The organism is Pseudomonas sp. B2M1-30 (assembly GCF_025447575.1).
Classification (GTDB): domain Bacteria; phylum Pseudomonadota; class Gammaproteobacteria; order Pseudomonadales; family Pseudomonadaceae; genus Aquipseudomonas; species Aquipseudomonas botevensis.
Genome location: NZ_JAOEJT010000004.1, coordinates 89,161 through 106,785 on the forward strand (window position 1 = coordinate 89,161; position 17,625 = coordinate 106,785).

The 17,625-nt window shown below is 56.8% G+C and carries 18 protein-coding genes and 1 tRNA gene; 6 read left to right on the forward strand and 13 right to left on the reverse strand.

Annotated elements, in window-relative coordinates; all coding sequences use genetic code 11:
* Positions 1–159: 159 nt before the first annotated feature.
* The 12 genes from N8H74_RS09935 to N8H74_RS09990 all read right to left on the reverse strand — a co-directional run bounded on the left by N8H74_RS09935 (position 160) and on the right by N8H74_RS09990 (position 10,352).
* On the reverse strand, positions 160–1,014 hold the full coding sequence (locus N8H74_RS09935) for a hypothetical protein (protein WP_262147251.1): 855 nt from the start codon (positions 1,012–1,014) through the stop codon (positions 160–162).
* Between the two features lie 95 nt (positions 1,015–1,109).
* Positions 1,110–3,995 (reverse strand): DUF927 domain-containing protein, encoded by a 2,886-nt coding sequence (locus tag N8H74_RS09940; RefSeq protein ID WP_262147253.1) that lies wholly within the window; start codon positions 3,993–3,995, stop codon positions 1,110–1,112.
* Complete coding sequence (locus tag N8H74_RS09945) at positions 3,992–4,264, reverse strand: DUF3077 domain-containing protein (protein WP_262147255.1); 273 nt, start codon at positions 4,262–4,264, stop codon at positions 3,992–3,994. The genes N8H74_RS09940 and N8H74_RS09945 overlap by 4 nt, the downstream gene beginning before the upstream one ends.
* On the reverse strand, positions 4,261–4,542 hold the full coding sequence (locus N8H74_RS09950; protein ID WP_262147256.1) for a hypothetical protein: 282 nt from the start codon (positions 4,540–4,542) through the stop codon (positions 4,261–4,263). The genes N8H74_RS09945 and N8H74_RS09950 overlap by 4 nt, the downstream gene beginning before the upstream one ends.
* Before the next feature lie 530 nt (positions 4,543–5,072).
* On the reverse strand, positions 5,073–5,378 hold the full coding sequence (locus tag N8H74_RS09955; protein ID WP_262147258.1) for a hypothetical protein: 306 nt from the start codon (positions 5,376–5,378) through the stop codon (positions 5,073–5,075).
* Positions 5,375–5,983: a hypothetical protein gene (locus tag N8H74_RS09960; protein WP_262147260.1), complete on the reverse strand. Its 609-nt coding sequence runs from the start codon at positions 5,981–5,983 to the stop codon at positions 5,375–5,377. The genes N8H74_RS09955 and N8H74_RS09960 overlap by 4 nt, the downstream gene beginning before the upstream one ends.
* Positions 5,980–6,249, reverse strand: coding sequence for an AlpA family phage regulatory protein (locus N8H74_RS09965; RefSeq protein ID WP_262147262.1), 270 nt, complete (start codon positions 6,247–6,249; stop codon positions 5,980–5,982). Before N8H74_RS09965 ends, N8H74_RS09960 begins: the two co-directional genes overlap by 4 nt.
* Positions 6,246–6,494, reverse strand: coding sequence for a helix-turn-helix domain-containing protein (locus N8H74_RS09970; RefSeq protein ID WP_262147263.1), 249 nt, complete (start codon positions 6,492–6,494; stop codon positions 6,246–6,248). Before N8H74_RS09970 ends, N8H74_RS09965 begins: the two co-directional genes overlap by 4 nt.
* A 361-nt stretch (positions 6,495–6,855) precedes the next feature.
* On the reverse strand, positions 6,856–7,515 hold the full coding sequence (locus tag N8H74_RS09975; protein WP_262147265.1) for a hypothetical protein: 660 nt from the start codon (positions 7,513–7,515) through the stop codon (positions 6,856–6,858).
* 206 nt (positions 7,516–7,721) lie between these two features.
* The gene (locus N8H74_RS09980; RefSeq protein WP_262147267.1) at positions 7,722–8,594 is read right to left on the reverse strand and encodes a hypothetical protein; all 873 of its coding nucleotides are present in this window, start codon (positions 8,592–8,594) and stop codon (positions 7,722–7,724) included.
* A 267-nt stretch (positions 8,595–8,861) separates the two neighbouring features.
* The gene (locus N8H74_RS09985; protein WP_262147269.1) at positions 8,862–10,103 is read right to left on the reverse strand and encodes a tyrosine-type recombinase/integrase; all 1,242 of its coding nucleotides are present in this window, start codon (positions 10,101–10,103) and stop codon (positions 8,862–8,864) included.
* A 164-nt stretch (positions 10,104–10,267) separates the two neighbouring features.
* A tRNA-Leu gene (locus N8H74_RS09990) sits at positions 10,268–10,352 on the reverse strand.
* A 108-nt stretch (positions 10,353–10,460) separates the two neighbouring features.
* Here N8H74_RS09990 and queA point away from each other — a divergent pair.
* The 6 genes from queA to N8H74_RS10020 all read left to right on the forward strand — a co-directional run bounded on the left by queA (position 10,461) and on the right by N8H74_RS10020 (position 16,543).
* Positions 10,461–11,510 carry a tRNA preQ1(34) S-adenosylmethionine ribosyltransferase-isomerase QueA gene (gene queA, locus N8H74_RS09995; protein WP_262147271.1) on the forward strand — a complete coding sequence of 350 codons (1,050 nt, stop codon included), beginning with the start codon at positions 10,461–10,463 and terminating at the stop codon, positions 11,508–11,510.
* Between the two features lie 14 nt (positions 11,511–11,524).
* Positions 11,525–12,640: a tRNA guanosine(34) transglycosylase Tgt gene (gene tgt / locus N8H74_RS10000; RefSeq protein WP_162803510.1), complete on the forward strand. Its 1,116-nt coding sequence runs from the start codon at positions 11,525–11,527 to the stop codon at positions 12,638–12,640.
* Between the two features lie 43 nt (positions 12,641–12,683).
* Positions 12,684–13,019 carry a preprotein translocase subunit YajC gene (gene yajC / locus N8H74_RS10005; protein ID WP_007956696.1) on the forward strand — a complete coding sequence of 112 codons (336 nt, stop codon included), beginning with the start codon at positions 12,684–12,686 and terminating at the stop codon, positions 13,017–13,019.
* Positions 13,020–13,082: 63 nt separating this feature from the next.
* Positions 13,083–14,951 carry a protein translocase subunit SecD gene (gene secD / locus N8H74_RS10010; protein WP_217833948.1) on the forward strand — a complete coding sequence of 623 codons (1,869 nt, stop codon included), beginning with the start codon at positions 13,083–13,085 and terminating at the stop codon, positions 14,949–14,951.
* A 9-nt stretch (positions 14,952–14,960) separates the two neighbouring features.
* Positions 14,961–15,875 carry a protein translocase subunit SecF gene (secF, locus tag N8H74_RS10015; RefSeq protein WP_217833947.1) on the forward strand — a complete coding sequence of 305 codons (915 nt, stop codon included), beginning with the start codon at positions 14,961–14,963 and terminating at the stop codon, positions 15,873–15,875.
* A gap of 119 nt (positions 15,876–15,994) precedes the next feature.
* The gene (locus tag N8H74_RS10020; RefSeq protein ID WP_217833946.1) at positions 15,995–16,543 is read left to right on the forward strand and encodes a glycine zipper 2TM domain-containing protein; all 549 of its coding nucleotides are present in this window, start codon (positions 15,995–15,997) and stop codon (positions 16,541–16,543) included.
* Between the two features lie 141 nt (positions 16,544–16,684).
* Here N8H74_RS10020 and suhB read toward each other — a convergent pair whose 3' ends face one another.
* Entirely contained in the window at positions 16,685–17,503 is an 819-nt protein-coding gene (suhB, locus tag N8H74_RS10025; RefSeq protein WP_085709393.1) for an inositol-phosphate phosphatase, read from the reverse strand.
* Positions 17,504–17,625: the final 122 nt, after the last annotated feature.

The following is a 17,625-nucleotide window of genomic DNA, read 5'->3' on the forward strand; positions in this document are numbered from 1 at the left end:
CCAGAAACACTAGACGCCAAGTAAATAAAGGCTTTCAGAGGTGGAACACCAAATGCGATAAACCGGAACACCAGTTACGCGGAACACCTTTGGTGTTCCGCGAGTGATGTTCCGGTTTAGGGGGAGGAGCGTCACGACTGATAGTCGCGACGCGGGCAATCAAGCGGCGATCAGTTGCTCAATGGAGATTGCACCTGCCTTCGCAGTGACCGTATCTACATTGATTGACCTCGGTCCGAACGGTACATGCAGTGGCACGTAGAGGTCAGTCAGAGAGCTCGAACGCCCCATCGCCTTTTCCGTCGCGTGCAGGTGTGCTGCGATGGCGGCGAAGTCCTGAGCTGCCTTGTCTAGGCGATCGGCCCACATGAACCGTGCTGCACGTAGCTGCTGGTGTCGCAGATCTTTCAAGGTCTGGTTACTCTCTGCAATGGCTGCTTCGAGCTTCTCCACTTCATCTTTCAAAGCTTGCGTTGCAGTTGCAATGCCCCGCTTGTCACGGGTTGCCTCTGCAAGCGCCTCTGAAGCTTGTCTGAGCGCCTTTTCCGCTCGTTGTTCTTCCGCGTCATCCCCATCGCTCAGCGCTACGGAGTAGCTCGCAGCCGCTTGTTTTTCGACATATTGAGCCTTTTCAATTTCAGTACGTTTCTCTTCTTCCAGTCTTTCGAGTTTGTTCGAAAGCTTGGCGCGTTTGTCTTGCTGCTTTCGCAGATCGTTTTGCACCTGGCTGATTTCTTTCTGTGCCTTTTTAATGTTGCTACTGGCAGATCGAATTCCGTCTTCCCAATCGACCAACGTTTGCAGGCGTCTGATCTCGGAAGCATGGCGAGCTATTTCGGATTTCGCGTTGCTGAGAGCATTGATCACATCATGTGGGTATGGCGCACGATTGTGGCGCGTATGTTCATACAAGCTCTTTGCTTCTTTGGCCGCTGTAGTGAGTTTCGGCAGCTGCTTTTCGAGTTGTTCCATCTCGATTTGATGTTGCTTGATTTGCTTTTGGTAGTCGCTCATTTGAAGTCTTCCATTTCAGTTTTTGATATTCATTCGATTGGATTCCGGGCGGGCCAGACCCGAGGCGGCCGGCAGCTCTCCTCGATCCGCCTACTTCACGCGGCTTCGGTTTCAGAGGAGAGGAGGGCGTTGGCATGCACCACGTACGCTCTCGTTTTGGCGAGCCCGGGGAGCCGCACCGATTGCGCAGCACGACCTTCCGCGCTGGCTTCCAGAATCCCGCGCTCGATCAGTTCCCGGTTGACCAAGGTGAGGCTCATGCCCTTGAACACTTCCGCCCTCCACGCGGTGGGCAAGAAGTAGTAGGTGACTAACGTGTAAACGCCATCGCCCATGCCGTGTTCAACTGTGCGCCGGAAGCCGAGGCGGTCGGTGGTCCGTGGTGCGTGATCGTCGGTTTTGGCGGCAAGACCGTCCCAGCGGGTGAAGCGGCTTTCACCGAATCGCTCGATGACCTGCTGCAATCGACTCACAATGGCGTCGCCTTCCATGTTCCCGGCACCGCCGCGCTCTTCGAGCCAAGCATTGAGGCAAACCTGCGCCGCTGTGGTCGCAGTACCTTCCGGCCAGCCAGTAACACCAAGTGCCGTCGCCAGTTCACCGGCTGCAGCGGCGAGACCGAAGCGAGCAGCGGCTCGATGCGCCTGTCCGCTGGCGGATGCAGGAAGCGCTTTGGCGATAAAGCGCTCTACCGTGCGCCGCAACATGGCTGTCCAGCCGAGCATTTCACCGGGCTTGCACAGCGCTGACAGGAATGCGGTAAGCGGCGTACCGTAGTATTTGCCTACTCGTGCTTTGAGTGCGTCCGACAGGGCGGCGGCGTCTTCGAACCCGTTCAGCACGTCGAACATGCCCAGGCCTTTGCTCGCATCCGCAGGCACCGCCAGCATGCGGATTTCCATCCCTGCCTTTAGCTCTTTGTTCGCGTCGGCCATGTGCTGCGCCAGTGTCTTTTCGCCGGTCGAAAGAAACAGCAAACGCCACTCTTGCACTTGACGGCCCGCTAGCCCTCGATCATTGGCGCGAGCTTTGCCCGTGCCGTTGCCGAGCATGTACACCGTTTCACCGATGATGCGCGGATCACACATACCGATTTCGTCGAGTACCAAGACGCCGTCCGAATGCGCGGCGGCAATAGACTCCAACGCGTTGTCGGTAGAGCGCCACGACCGGACCAATCTCGGCCCGCCGTAGACCGACGCGGCAACCTGTAGGTGAGTCGTCTTGCCGCCGGAGCTGTCGCCATACAGATGGAAGCCACCTGATTCATGCCCTAACAAGTGCAGCAGCGGCCCGGCAAAGGCCACGCTCACAACAAACGCTAAGCGGTGATTGCCAGCACACAGCGCACCGATTTGCTGCTGCCATTGCTCTAGCGTCCCTGCCTCGCTGATAGGTGGCAGCTGCGCCCCGGAATCGCAAAAGAACAGATGCTCATGACTGTTGCCAATTTGCTGATCAGGTAGCAGGTATGCAGGCCCGTGCCATCCAAGGCGATTGACCAACCGTGCCCGCTCGTTGCTATCGAACCCTTGCAGGTAGCTTTGAAGATCGTTGCGCGCATTGCGACCGGAGCGCGTTCCAGGCAAGCGCAATCCCATATCCACCAGCGGCCCTAATACGTCTTTGCCGAAGTCGCCGGTCATGTTGCGAGCAGGAATGTTCCAACGTTTTTTAGCACCGTCCGGGTCGTCGAACTCAACTAGAAGACCCCAGTTGTGGCCTTTGTCGTCCCGAGTACGGGCGAGGATCTCCAAGGAGGAACACACAGGCCGTGATTCACCATCATCGCCGGTATAGAACACACCTTCGGGGGCCAACCGAAAACCACCGGGAAGCAAATCGGTTTTCGATTTTGCAGGTTGTTCGGCTGCTGCTTTCGGCTCTGCAGGTTCGTCGGACTGCTCGTGGTTGAGGGAGACGAAAAGCTCACCGCTGCGCTCCAGCTCGGCGACGTGTGCTGCCGTCCAACCTTTGGCCAGCGCGTCGGCGGCATCGTCGCCGTCGTCCCACTTGCCACCTTTGGCAAAGGCTGCTTGATCGTCCTTCAAAGTGGGCTTGCGTTTGAACACAGTGAGCGCGACGAACCGGACCGATTCGACGCCGATTTCGTGCAGTTTTTTGGCGACTTCTTCCATACACGACTTGCCGCTGCTGTCGTTGTCCGGCCAAAGCACAACCGAGCGCCCTTTGAGTGTTGTCAGGTCGGCCTTGTGCCAAGAGTTAGATCCGTTCGGCCAGCACGTTGCCACGTAGTCCAGCATCAATTCGCCTGCCGCGTCGGCGGCTTTTTCGCCTTCGCACAACACGACAGGTGCGGCATCGCGCAGTGCCAACTCTTCCAAGCGCAGGAGCGGGCGCGGGTCAGGCAATCCCTGCCATCGCCATTGCGTGGTTTCGCTGTTGGAGCGCTGGCACCAAGTCAGTGGCGCGAAGACTTTTTTGGGCTTGCCGTCTTCATCTGGACCGAGATCAAAACGGTAAAGCGCCATGAGTGGCTGACCGTTGGCGTCACGGTAGATCCAGACTTTCGACGGAGCGCCGTGATCTCGATGGCGGACAGGGCAACGTTTCATCGCCTCGGCCGGGATCGGCTGTATGGCAGTCCATGTTGGCGCTTTGGCTTTTCCTTGAGCGGGAGCCGATTGCGCGGCACCGACGCTTACGTTCAGCAGTTCGGTCAGCTTCGCGCACGCCTCGACATCGGTGCCGCCGTCCAAGTAGCGCACCAAGTCGATAAGGTCTCCGCCCTTGTCGCCGGTGGCGAAGTCAGCCCAGGTGCCTTTGTTTAAATTGACCTTGAGCGAACCCGCTCGTTTGTCAGTGCGAGTCGGATTGGGAGCGGTGTATTCCTTGCCGCCGTCGACACGCTTTCCGTTGGGCAGACAGTGCGCGAGGACACGTTCAATGTGCTTCAGTGAGGCGGCTTTTACGTCGGCGAAGCTTGGACGTTTCACTTTACTGTTCTGGCGCTGGCTCATGTGTTGGCCCTCGGCACGAACAGGGTGTGAGTCACGTCATCGAGCAGTGCTTTTGCCATTTCACCCAAGTACAGGGCAGGCCAACTAAAGCGCTCGCCTTGATCGTTCATTGCAGCATCGCGGATAAGCTGGTTAACGTGCTCTTGGAGTTGCGAAGCGATCTCCAGCGCGTCTTCGACGGGGATCCCTGCGTTTACCCGGAACAGTTTCAAACCGCGTGCGTTTGCGAGCGAAAAATCCGTGCGGCCAATTGTGGTCAATGCGCTCATAGCGCACCGCCTTTCAGATCTGCTGGTACAGAAGTGTTATCGCCGTGCATCGCTAGGGTTTTGATCAGACCGAGAGTGCCCCGAACATCCCAAATGACGGCGGCGATCACACGGTTAGAGAGGCGCGACTCACCTTCAAAATGGTCTTCGAGCAATGTCAGCACCGAGTCGGCGCGCTCGATTGCGCAGGCGATAGCGTCAATCGGTACACCGGCTCCGGCGCGCTGGCTTACGCTAAGAATATCTTCGGGCAGGGCAAAGCTGAGGGCGTTGTTCATTGGGCACCGCCTGCGGCTTCGAGAGCGCGAGCTTTGGCCATGTGTGCGTTGTAGCGTGCGAGACGAGTAGCAAGACTGGAGTTGGCGTGTAGAGCGGCGAGAGCCATTGCACGGTGTGCAGCGGCGCGATTTTTGGACGGAATGAGGGCGTGCATGGGTGAGGCTCCTACTTTCTGACTGGAGCCGCCACCGTCCTTCCTACGGGATTGGGTGGCAGCTGTGCGCGGGGTAGGAATACCGGGATAGTAGGCACCCGGCCAGGCCGAAGCCTGCCCACACACAGCCGCCATAACACGATACTGCGGGCGAAAAAAAACGCCTGCAGTTGTGATCTGGGCGCTGATGCGCCTACTAATTCTCGGGTTCCTACGCCCGGTCGCTGAATTTGCAGCGACGGCGGCAGGATAACTCCGAGTTTTTACAAGCGCAACCGGCACGAAGCCTTGCGCATTTTTTTGATGCGACATAAATTGACCGGGCATAAAGATTGATCTCAAACGCCCCCGGTTGCCGCCGGGGGCGTTTTCGTTTCAGGCGTGGGCTTCCCAGCGCAGATTGAGCAGGGGCAGGAAGCCGTCATCGAGCATCGAACGGGCATCTTCGTAGGCATCTATTTGCTGGCCTTCGTCGACGATCACCGCACCGATTTTTTCGCAGTTGAGCGTGAGGGCGCACCAGGTGCCATCGGCCCAGCTTAGTACGCTGACTAAGCGGCCCTGTTTGTCCTGTCGGCTGCGATAGCGCTCAAGGCGCTTCATCGTGGCGGATGAAAAACCGATTTGGTGCAGCACTGAAAAGGGATGCATCAAGGCTTGATTGGCAATTGAACGGCTCATGCTGCCTCCTGTACGTTGGCGAACAACGGGGGCGGAGTTTCACCTTTGAGCCACGCGGCGATCTTGCTGTCTTCTGCGCAGCGGCGGCGGTGCTGCTCGGCGAGCACATTGCGCCGTTCGTTCAGGCACGTTTCCATGTATTGGGTGAGATCGGACGTGATGCGTAGGTCTGCATAGAGCCGTTCGTTGATGATCTTTTCTTGCTCGATGTCCTTCTCCACGATGTGGCTCCAGACGTGAGGATCATTCGAGTAGCCGTCCTTCTGATCGATCAGCCAGTAGGTGACCCAGTTGTTCAGTGCTGATTGACTCAGCCCAGCGCGGCGGCCTTCTTTCATCGCGAAATGACCGTGACCGTGAACGCTTGAAAACTCGCGGCGAACAGCGTGTTTGCGGATGATGTCTGGCAGTTCCCAGGCATTGGGAGTGAGCGGCATAACGAGGCCGTCAGGATTGAAAAAGAACGCCTCTTTTTCTTCACCGTTCCAGCTCACGCCGGCGATGGTGCGATGCCGCCAATTGATGCCGCCTTGAGTGTAGAGCTGAAAGCCAACGCTGTAGGAGTCGTGGAAGGGACCTTTGAATGGGCAGTAATTACGCTTCATGCGGCCACCTCATCACGGGCTTCAATGCGACCACGTGCCCACGCTTGGACTTCGGACAAAACCCAGGCGACCGGGGCGCCGCGAGCGTTGCTGTTTGTGAGCTTTACGGTTTTTGGAAAACCACTTTCAGGCTCATTCATCAGCTTGTAGATAGTCGGGCGGGCGAGACCGACGATACTCATGACCTCGCCAATACGGATGAGCGTCAGCGATGGGGCGATTGGCGTGGAGTCGTTTGCAGAGGAGTGGAGGCGAGAGGTTTTCATTTCTCGTTCCTCACACTTGCGGCAGAGCGGTGTGTGCGGCTTTCGAGCCACGTGGAAACATCTTTAGGCCGATAACGCACTCGGCTTCCGACTTTCACATACGGCAGCGGATTGCGGCGAGAACTGCGCCAGGCGGCGAGCGTGCGGTGTGACAGACCGAGAGTGGCCGCGACTTGATCGGGAGTAAGCAGATCAGTAGTGGAGGTTGAAAGTGGGGTGATAAATTGGAGCGTTGTCGCAGTCATTCAGCGTTTCCTGTAGTCGTGGAGAGTTACAGGGCTAACGCTAAGGTGGGAAAGGGAAGTTAACGGTGGCTCACTTCCCTTTTAGCAATGGAGACCAAGCATTCGCGCTGACCCGATCAGCAGGCGTCTTGGTCGAGTGGACGGTAGGTAGGAGCAGCAATCGGTCGGAGACGGACGTTGCTCGCAGTTATTAGAGTCCCATAACCTGCCATTTTTTTGAGGCAATAAGACTGAGCGTCGTTATTAATTGCCTGTTGAATCTAGGGATTAACCTTTTTTAACCAGTAGCGAATTAAAGTAAGCTAATACTGTACTTGCGTTGTGGTTATGTATCGGCATGTGCCCTTTATATGTGATGCGGTTATTCATGCTGATTTTTTATAGGGTATTCTTCTCCTGTGATCTGCTCATAAATGGCTGAGATCATCTTGTAAGCCTCTGTTCGGTCGGGGACCTCATAATTCGCTTTCGGTTCTATGTGTTTAGTTTCTCCGGTAGCTTGCAAAATAAATGTCAATAAAGCCATTACCGAGCGTCTGAATTTAGCCCCAGGGGTGCTTTTTTCATTGATTCCGTGAAAATTTAGTTTGTCACACAATTTCTTAATAGCAGTATCTTCAAATTGCAACGGTAAGGCGCTATGTGCAAAAATATTTCTGATGTTGCGAATGTTGTGCAAGTCTGTTCTTGCATTTACAGGCAGAAGACCTAGTAAGTATGAAAAATTAATTCGTGACGAGAATGTGCCGAGCGCACCGTTGAAGTCAAATACTGGCGTGACAATGGTATTGTTATTTACCAGTTTTGCTTTCAATAATCCCTTGAGGCGATCATCAAGGAAGGCCGCAGCCATTAGCACTGAGCCTCTGGCGGTCTCTTCAGTGATGGATCTTCGAAAGTCCAAAATTTCTTGTGCGCGTCTGGCCACCTCCGGATCGAGTACCGATAGCATCTCGTCAGTAATTAATTTTACTTGCTCTTGTACTGCCTCGAGCTTTTTTTCTTTAGTGATTTTATCCATTTATTATGAGGTCCTTTCGAAGTTTAATGTCTGATTTTTATTTTAAATCAGCGAGTGCGAGATGCGCTTCGGGTTGATGCTGCCTCTGCTGATCGGCAGCGGCGTGATATCATAAGTCTTGTCGCATCGATTTACGGTTAGTCAAACCATTTGCATCTTAGTGAGGCTGTAAAAATGGATACTCAAGTCGATATCAAATACATGGTTTATTGAGATGCTACTTCGCGAAGCACTCCTCCCGCTACAAGAATGTTGCGGATTTGTTTTGTGGATAGCTTAACTGCACCACCGGAAGTTTTAAGGGCGGAATCAGTGCCGCTAATGATGCCAACGATCTCCCTTTCTGACCGTCCACCACCGAGCAGCCTTCTAGCGTGCGCGCAAATGCTTTGATTTCGATCTATCGTGGCTTCACGGCGTATGGCTGCCGAGCTGTTGCCCGCTTTGCGCGCAGTTGCACTAATCCGGATCTTATCTGCGCTGCTCAAAAGCGGAGAGGCGTAGACGTTCGCCAAGGTCATGTAATACCGGGCTGTACCCATCAAGTCAGCGGCCGCCTCACGTGCTTCGATTTCCAGATGAGGTTGCTCGTGACGTACCTCTTCCACAAGCTCCATAAAGTCGTCTGACGCATCTGCAATGAGAGCCGCTAGATTCTCAAAGTTTCCCGCACATAGATCCTTGTCGAAGCCACTCAACCATCTCTCTAGTGTCTCAATGACACGACAAGCTCGATCAATCGCCAGCGCGGCAATATATTGGCTATCAGTAGTAGCTGGGTGTGATGATTCCCCTATTGTCCAGCGGATGCATCGTGGTAAGTCGTCTCTGGAACGCTCAAATTGTTTGCGTATGTGGTAGGAGAGCCGTCTGACATCCGCCATCACTCGGATGGACTCAGCAGACCATTCACCATCTGAAAGATGGCTCGCCCAATGCTCTTGGCCCTCTTGTATGAGTTCGAGAGCAGCATCGATGCGTTCTGCAAATTCGTCGTATAGCGTGAATCGCTCAAACGTTTCGACAATTTCCCATCCCTCAATGTTGAGGGGAGAGCTCAAGTAAAATTCTCTATCCAATATTCACCCCTCGCCCCATTTCGTGATTGAAAAAAAGCGGGCGCTTGCGCTTGGCGAAGCTGTGAGGCCACCAGTGAAGAGCGGGGGAGTCCTGCTTGCCGGTGTCACCGATTCTGGAACACCTTTTGTGTTCCATCGCCCATGTGTTCCACCTGCAGGCCATTTGTGTTCCACCGCTGAGATCCCCGAAATTAAAGGCTTTCAGCCGTTTCGGAACACATGGAACACGCGGAACACCGCTTTTTTGAGGGTTCGAAGTTTGCACGGTCAAATCGCCTTTCCAAACTGGCCTGGTACAACGTTCCCTGTCTGTAGTTTGTCCAGATGATCGGCATACCACTGCATCATTGCTGTCCGTTGCTCGAGGTACTGAGCTTTGTTGTAGACCCCCGAAATACCCTCTTCTTTGTGGGCCAATTGGGCCTCCACATGTTCCTTTGGCCATCCGTGTTCACGGAGCAGGGTGCTCGCCGTATGCCGTGTGCCGTGGCCAACAAGACGTCCTTTATAGCCAATGGTCGCGAATACCTTATTTATCGTGTTTTCACTGATCGTAGGATTCTTCGCGCCCACTCCAGGAAATAGCCAGCGGCTGCGCCCTGTTAAAGAGTGCAGCTCTCTAAGGGCGATCAGCGCTTGGCGCGGAAGGGGACACACAAAGTCTCGGCGCATCTTCATCTTCGATGCAGGTGTAGTCCAAAGAGCTCTATCGAGATCAAACTCTTTCCACTCCGCTAGACGAACCATTCCCGGCCTTGAGGCTGTCCATATGCAAAGCCATGCCGCCGTTCGGGCGGTCAGTCTGCTGGGGGTGTTCTTTAAGGCGGTCAGAAACTCGCCAATTTCGGGCTCTAGCAAATGAGGGTGTTGTTGAGTCTTCGGTGCTTGAGCTGCGATGTCGCGTAGACGGCTACCGGGATCGTTTTCTGTCAGTCCTAAGCCGATTGCTCTGCCGAAAATCTGATTGACCCATGTCCGACATTTTTCAGCAACGTTATGCGCCTCCCGAGCTTCTATTGAGGCCTGGAGATTTGCACAGTCGGTTCGGGTTATTTCGTCCAGAGGTTTATCACCAAGCGCTGGAAGAATGTCTTTGTCGAGGTAGGTGCGGATTTTATTGAGAGTGGAGGAGGCGAGACCTTTTTCCTCCTTTGCCTTAAGCCAAGCTTCCGCAGCCGCTCTGAAAGTTCGGGTTCGAGCGGCATCGATTGCCGCTTTTGCCGAGCGTTTTTGTTCCAGAGGGTCCGCACCGCTGCTGACGACCTTTCGTAGCTCAGCTGCTTTTTCGCGGGCAAGTGCGCCGCTGACTTCTGGATAGCCTCCAAGGCCCATCCATGCCCAATTGCCTGCAGGACGCTTGTACCGGAGTTGCCATGATTTGCCCCCGTCCGGTTTGACCCGGAAATATAAGCCGTTTCCATCCAGCTCCCGGTATTCCTTTGTTTCGGGCTCAAGTCCTGCAAGGGTGGTATCGGCGAGGGGGCGGCGCTTGATGTCTGCGCGTTTCATCCTTGTATCCCAAAGTTCGGTATTTTTCTCAGGATACAAGTAGGGATACAGGGATACAACTGATAAGGGGAGACAGGGATAAACACGTAGGCACAAAAAAACCGGCCAAGTGGCCGGTTTCTCTGGGTCTGAGAGGCTGGTAGAGACTCTCAGATACTGCTATGTGGTGCCCCGAGGGAGACTCGAACTCCCACTCCTTTCGAAAACGGATTTTGAATCCGCCGCGTCTACCAATTCCGCCATCAGGGCTCAATGGCGGCGAAGTATAGAGAGGTGCCTACCGTTGGTCAATCACGTTTCATGGTCAATTTTCGATATTTCCGCTAGACTTTCCGGCCCTGCTAGACGAACCCCATCATGCGCGTTGCTGACTTTACCTTCGAGCTTCCTGATTCGCTGATCGCCCGCCATCCACTGGCCGAGCGTCGCGGTAGTCGCCTGTTAACCCTTGATGGGCTCAGCGGCGCCCTGGCACACCGTCAATTCACTGATTTGCTTGAGCATTTGCGCCCGGGCGATCTGATGGTGTTCAACAATACCCGGGTGATTCCGGCACGGCTGTTCGGCCAGAAAGCATCCGGCGGCAAGCTGGAAATTCTCATCGAACGGGTGCTCGACACGCATCGCGTGCTGGCCCATGTGCGCTCCAGCAAGTCGCCGAAACCGGGTTCGAAGATCCTCATCGACGGCGGCGGCGAAGCCGAGATGCTGGCGCGTCACGACGCGCTGTTCGAACTGGGGTTTGCCGAAGAAGTGCTGCCGTTGCTCGATAGCGTCGGGCACATGCCGCTGCCTCCTTATATAGATCGCCCGGACGAGGGCTCGGATCGCGAGCGCTATCAGACCGTGTACGCCGAGCGCCTGGGCGCGGTGGCGGCGCCGACGGCGGGGCTGCATTTCGACCAGACGCTGATGGAAGCGATTGCCGCCAAGGGCGTCGAGACCGCTTTCGTCACGCTGCACGTGGGCGCGGGGACGTTCCAGCCGGTGCGTGTCGACAAGATCGAAGATCACCACATGCACAGCGAATGGCTGGAAGTCGGCCAGGATGTGGTCGATGCGGTCGCTGCGTGCCGTGCGCGCGGTGGTCGGGTGATCGCGGTGGGCACCACCAGTGTGCGTTCGCTGGAAAGCGCCGCTCGCGATGGCGTGCTCAAGCCGTTCAGCGGTGACACCGACATCTTTATCTACCCGGGCCGGCCGTTTCATGTGGTCGACGCTCTGGTCACCAATTTCCATTTGCCTGAATCCACGCTGTTGATGCTGGTTTCGGCATTCGCCGGTTATCCGGAGACCATGGCGGCCTACAAGGCAGCGGTCGACAACGGATACCGCTTTTTCAGCTACGGTGATGCGATGTTCATTACCCGTAACCCCGCACCACGTGGCCCTGAGGAAACAGTATGAGTCGCCAATGCCGTATGTCGTTTGAGCTGCTTGCCACCGATGGCAAGGCTCGTCGTGGTCGCCTGACCTTTCCCCGTGGCACCGTCGAGACCCCGGCCTTCATGCCGGTCGGCACCTACGGCACGGTCAAGGGCATGCTGCCACGGGATATCGAGGCGATTGGCGCGGAAATCATTCTGGGCAACACCTTCCACCTGTGGCTGCGTCCTGGCACGGAAGTGATCAAGGCCCACGGCGACCTGCACGATTTCATGCAGTGGAAAGGCCCGATCCTGACCGACTCCGGTGGTTTCCAGGTGTTCAGCCTCGGCGCGATGCGCAAGATCAAGGAAGAGGGCGTGACCTTCGCTTCCCCGGTCGACGGCTCGAAGGTGTTCATGGGCCCGGAAGAGTCGATGCAGGTCCAGCGTGACCTGGGCTCGGACATCGTGATGATCTTCGACGAATGCACCCCGTACCCGGCCGACGAAGACGTCGCCCGTGTATCGATGGAGCTGTCGTTGCGCTGGGCCCAGCGTTCGAAAAACGCCCATGGCGACAACACGGCGGCGCTGTTCGGTATCGTCCAGGGCGGCATGCACCAGGACCTGCGCATGCGTTCGCTGGAAGGCCTGGACAAGATCGGCTTCGACGGCCTGGCCATCGGCGGTTTGTCGGTGGGCGAGCCGAAGCACGAAATGATCAAGGTGCTGGATTATCTGCCTGGGATGATGCCCGCTGACAAACCTCGTTACCTTATGGGCGTTGGCAAACCGGAAGATCTGGTTGAGGGTGTGCGCCGCGGTGTGGACATGTTCGATTGCGTGATGCCAACCCGTAATGCCCGCAATGGGCATCTGTTCATTGATACAGGCGTGCTGAAGATCCGTAACGCGTTCCATCGCCATGATGATTCGCCGCTGGATCCGACCTGCGATTGCTATACCTGCCAGAACTTCTCCCGCGCTTATCTGCATCATCTGGACAAGTGCGGCGAAATGCTCGGCAGCATGCTCAATACCATCCACAATTTGCGCCATTATCAGGTGCTGATGGCTGGTTTGCGCGAGGCTATTCAACAGGGTACATTGGCCGCCTTTGTCGATGCCTTCTACGCCAAACGCGGGCTCCCCGTTCCGCCTTTGGACTGAGTTTTCTGACCCCAAGATTCAACATTTGCAACTGGAGTGCTAAATGAGCTTTTTTATCTCTAATGCCATGGCTGACGCGGCTGCACCGGCTGCAGCGCCTATGGGCGGCGGTTTTGAGTGGATTTTCCTGGTCGGCTTCCTGGTCATCTTCTACCTGATGATCTGGCGTCCGCAGGCCAAGCGCGCCAAAGAGCAGAAGAACCTGCTGAGCAGCCTGCAAAAGGGTGACGAAGTGGTCACCACCGGCGGTATCGCCGGCAAGATCACCAAAGTGGCCGATGACTTCGTGGTTCTGGAAGTTTCCGACACCGTGGAAATGAAGTTCCAGAAGGGCGCCATCGCCGCCACGCTGCCAAAAGGCACGCTGAAAGCGATCTAAGTTTCAACTTCTACTCAATCGACGGGGCGCGCAAGGCGCCCCGCGTCATAAACGGGCGGCGTGATGCTGAACAAATATCCTCTGTGGAAATACATTCTGATCCTGGCGGTGCTGGCGATCGGTCTGATTTATTCCGCTCCCAATCTATACCCCGATGACCCGGCCATTCAGATCAGCGGTGCCAGCACGGCTCTGCAGGTCAATCAGGCCGACCTGGATCGTGCAAGCACCGCGCTGCGTGAGTCCGGGATCAACGTCAAGGCGTCGAGTCTGGCGGCCAACGGCAAGGGCGGCCTGATCCGTCTGGTCAAGGCTGAAGACCAGTTGCCGGCCAAGGACGTTGTGCGCAAGGCATTGGGTGATGACTACGTCGTCGCGCTGAACCTGGCGCAAACCACCCCGCAATGGCTGCGCAGCCTGGCCGCGCACCCGATGAAGCTGGGTCTGGACTTGTCCGGTGGTGTGCACTTCCTGCTCGAAGTGGACATGGACAAAGCCCTCGACGCACGTCTGAAAGTCTACGAGGGTGACGTCAAGAGCCTGTTGCGCAAAGAGAAACTGCGTTATCGCAGCCTGCCGCAACTCAACGGTGCCATTCAGTTGGGCTTCAGCGACGCTGACTCCCGCGAACAGGCCCGTGCGCTGATCCGCAAGAATTTCAACGATTTCGACATTGTTCCGGCCGACCTCAACGGTCAACCGGTGCTGCGTCTGGCGATGACCCCGGCCAAGCTGGCGGAAATCCGTGAGTACTCCATCAAGCAGAACTTGACCACGGTACGTAACCGCGTCAACGAACTGGGTGTTGCCGAACCGATCGTCCAGCGTCAGGGCGCCAACCGCATCGTGGTTGAGCTGCCGGGCGTGCAGGACACTGCCGAAGCCAAGCGAATCCTCGGCAAGACCGCCAACCTGGAATTCCGTCTGGCCGCCGAGCCGGGTGCTTCGAAAGCCACTTCCGAAACTTTCGAGTTCCGTGAAGGCAAGCGTCCGCCAGCACAGATCGAGCGTGGCCTGATCATCACCGGTGACCAGGTGACTGACGCCAAGGCCGGTTTCGGCGAGCACGGCACACCTGAAGTGAACATCCGCCTGGATGGTCACGGTGGCGAGTTGATGAGCCGCGCGACCCGCAGCAACGTCGGTCGCAGCATGGCGGTGATCTTCATTGAACAGCGTCCGGTCACCACTTACGTCAAGCAAGTGGTCGACGGTGTCGAGAAAGACGTCGCCGTTCAGAGCTTCAAGGAAGAGAAGAAAATCATCAGCCTGGCGACCATCCAGTCGCCGCTGGGCGCGCAGTTCCGTATCACCGGTCTGAACGGCCAGGGCGAGTCGTCCGAACTGGCGCTGCTGCTGCGTGCCGGTGGTCTGGCCGCTCCGATGTACTTCGCTGAAGAACGTACCATCGGCCCGAGCCTGGGTGCCGACAACATCACCAAAGGTATCGATGCATCGCTGTGGGGCATGCTGTTCGTCTCGCTGTTCATCATCGCCATCTACCGTTTCTTCGGTCTGATCGCTACCGTCGCACTGGCGGTGAACATGGTCTTGCTGCTGGCGCTGATGTCGCTGCTGGGGGCAACGCTGACCCTGCCGGGTATCGCCGGTATCGTGTTGACCATGGGTATGGCGGTCGACGCCAACGTGCTGATCTTCTCGCGGATCCGTGAAGAGATCGCCGCTGGCATGACTGTGCAACGTGCAATCAACGAAGGCTTCGGCCGGGCATTCACTGCGATTCTCGACGCCAACCTGACCACCTTGCTGGTCGGCGGGATTCTGTTCGCCATGGGCACCGGCCCGGTGAAAGGCTTCGCAGTCACCATGTCCCTCGGGGTTCTGACTTCGATGTTCACGGCCATCATGGTCACCCGCGCGATGGTCAACCTGATCTTCGGCGGTCGTGACTTCAAGAAGTTGTGGATTTAAGGGGCTGCCATGTTACGTACAATCAATTTCATGGGCGTCCGCAACTTTGCGTTCGGCGTCACCGTGTTCCTTACGCTGCTGGCCGTTTTCAGCGTGTTCCACAAGGGCATGAACTGGGGTCTGGACTTCACCGGCGGTACGCTCATCGAGCTGACCTACGAGCGTCCGGCCGACGTCACCAAGGTGCGTGAGCAACTGACCACGGCCGGTTATCACGAAGCCATCGTGCAGAACTTCGGTGCGACTACCGATTTGCTGGTGCGTATGCCGGGTGAGGATCCGCAGTTGGGCCATCAGGTGGCTGATGCGCTGCAGAAGGTCGGCGGCGACAACCCGGCGACCGTCAAGCGCGTAGAGTTCGTCGGCCCGCAGGTCGGTGAAGAACTGCGCGACCAGGGTGGCATGGGCATGCTGCTGGCACTGGGCGGCATCCTGATCTACCTGGCGTTCCGCTTTCAGTGGAAATTTGCCGTCGGCGCCATTGTTTCGCTGATTCACGACGTGATCGTGACCGTGGGTATCCTGTCGTTCTTCCAGATCACCTTCGACCTGACGGTGCTGGCGGCGGTACTGGCGATCATCGGTTACTCGCTGAACGACACCATCGTGGTATTCGACCGGGTTCGTGAGAACTTCCGCGTGCTGCGCAAGGCTTCGCTGATCGAGAACATCAACATCTCGACCACCCAGACGCTGCTGCGGACCATTGCGACCTCGGTGTCCACCTTGCTGGCGATCGCGGCACTGCTGTTCTTCGGCGGTGATAACCTGTACGGATTCTCCCTGGCACTGCTGGTGGGTGTTCTGGCGGGTACTTACTCGTCGATCTACATCGCCAACGTGGTGTTGATCTGGCTGAACCTGTCGACCGAAGACTTGATTCCGCCGGCCAATACCGAGAAGGAAATCGACGACCGTCCTTGAGGTAAAACTTTTGAACGGTGTCACATGAAAAGGGCGCGAGTTGAACTCGCGCCCTTTTTTTTGCTCCAAGGCTGGGAGAAGCGCGGGCGCGTCCCGCATGTGATGGTCAGGAGGTTCATGTGAACAAGTCGTTACTGGTTGGTGCGGTATTGGGTGCTGTCGGTGTGACTGCCGGGGGTGCTGTTGCCACCTACAGCCTGGTTAAAAGCGGCCCTGAGTATGCGCAGGTTTTGGCCGTCGAGCCGGTCAAGACACAGATCAAGACTCCACGTGAAGTGTGCAAGGATGTCACCGTGACCCGGCAGGCGCCGGTCAAGGATCAACACCAGATTCTCGGTACGGCCATCGGTGCCGTGGCGGGTGGCTTGCTGGGTAACCAGATCGGCGGCGGCACCGGCAAGAAGATTGCCACGGTGGCCGGTGCGGTCGGTGGCGGCTATGCCGGTAACAAGGTGCAGGAAGGCATGCAGAATCGCGATACCTACACCACCACGCAGACTCGTTGTAACACGGTGAATGACATCAGCGACAAGGTAGTCGGTTACGACGTGCGTTATTCGCTGGATGGCAAGGAAGGCAAGGTGCGGATGGATCGTGATCCGGGCAACCAGATTCCGGTCGACAAGGAGGGCAAGCTGATCCTGTCGCAGAATGAGCCGGGTCAGTAATCGGTTGATTGCTGGAAGAAAAGCACTCTTCGGAGTGCTTTTTTTATGCCTGCGATTTCTGTTTTGCCAAACGAGGGCTTTTCTTCAGGCATAAAAAAACACCCCGAAGGGTGTTTTTTGGACTCGCGGGACGCTTAACGCTTAACGCTTCAGCGAGGCCGGCAGGTGCGGCTGGATTGCGGTCAGCACAGCCTTGAAGCATTTGGTGTTGCCGGCAACGACGTGGCCTTTTTCAAGGAAGTCGTGACCACCGGTGAAGTCGCTGACCAGGCCGCCTGCTTCCTGGATCAGCAGGGCGCCGGCAGCCATGTCCCACTCGGACAGGCCCGATTCCCAGAAGGCGTCGAAACGACCGGCGGCGACGTAAGCCAGGTCCAGGCTCGCCGAGCCGGCGCGACGGATGCCGGCGGTCTGGCCGACCAGGGCGCGGAACATGCCCAGGTAGTTGTCGAGGTTGTCCATCTGGTCGTCGCGGAACGGGAAACCGGTGCCGAGCAGGGCGCCGTCGAGGCTGGTGCGACCGCTGACGCGCAGGCGGCGACCGTTCAGTTGAGCGCCGCGACCACGGCTGGCGGTGAATTCTTCCTGGCGAACCGGGTCCAGAACAACGGCGTGCTCCAGGCGGCCACGGTATTTGCAGGCGATGCTGACAGCGAAGTGAGGAATGCCGCGCAGGAAGTTGGTGGTGCCGTCCAGCGGATCGATGATCCACAGGTATTCTTCGCCTTCGATGCCGGAGCCAGCGTGCATGCCGGTCTCTTCACCCATGATCGAGTGATTCGGGTAAGCCTTGCGCAGGGCGTCGATGATTTTCTGTTCGGCGGCGCGATCCACCTCGGATACGTAATCCTTGGCGTCTTTTTCGTCGACCTTGATGGTATCCAGGCGCTCGATGGAGCGGAAGATCAGTTCACTGGCGCTGCGGGCGGCGCGCAGCGCGATATTCAGCATGGGCTGCATGGATGTGTCACCTAAGGTTGTTAAAGAAAGCCGCGCATTCTATCAGAACTTTTCTTCAGGTGAAGGACGCTGTTCGCTTTCATAGCTTAACGGTAGGCTGTTCTGTAAGATTTGCGCCCCAT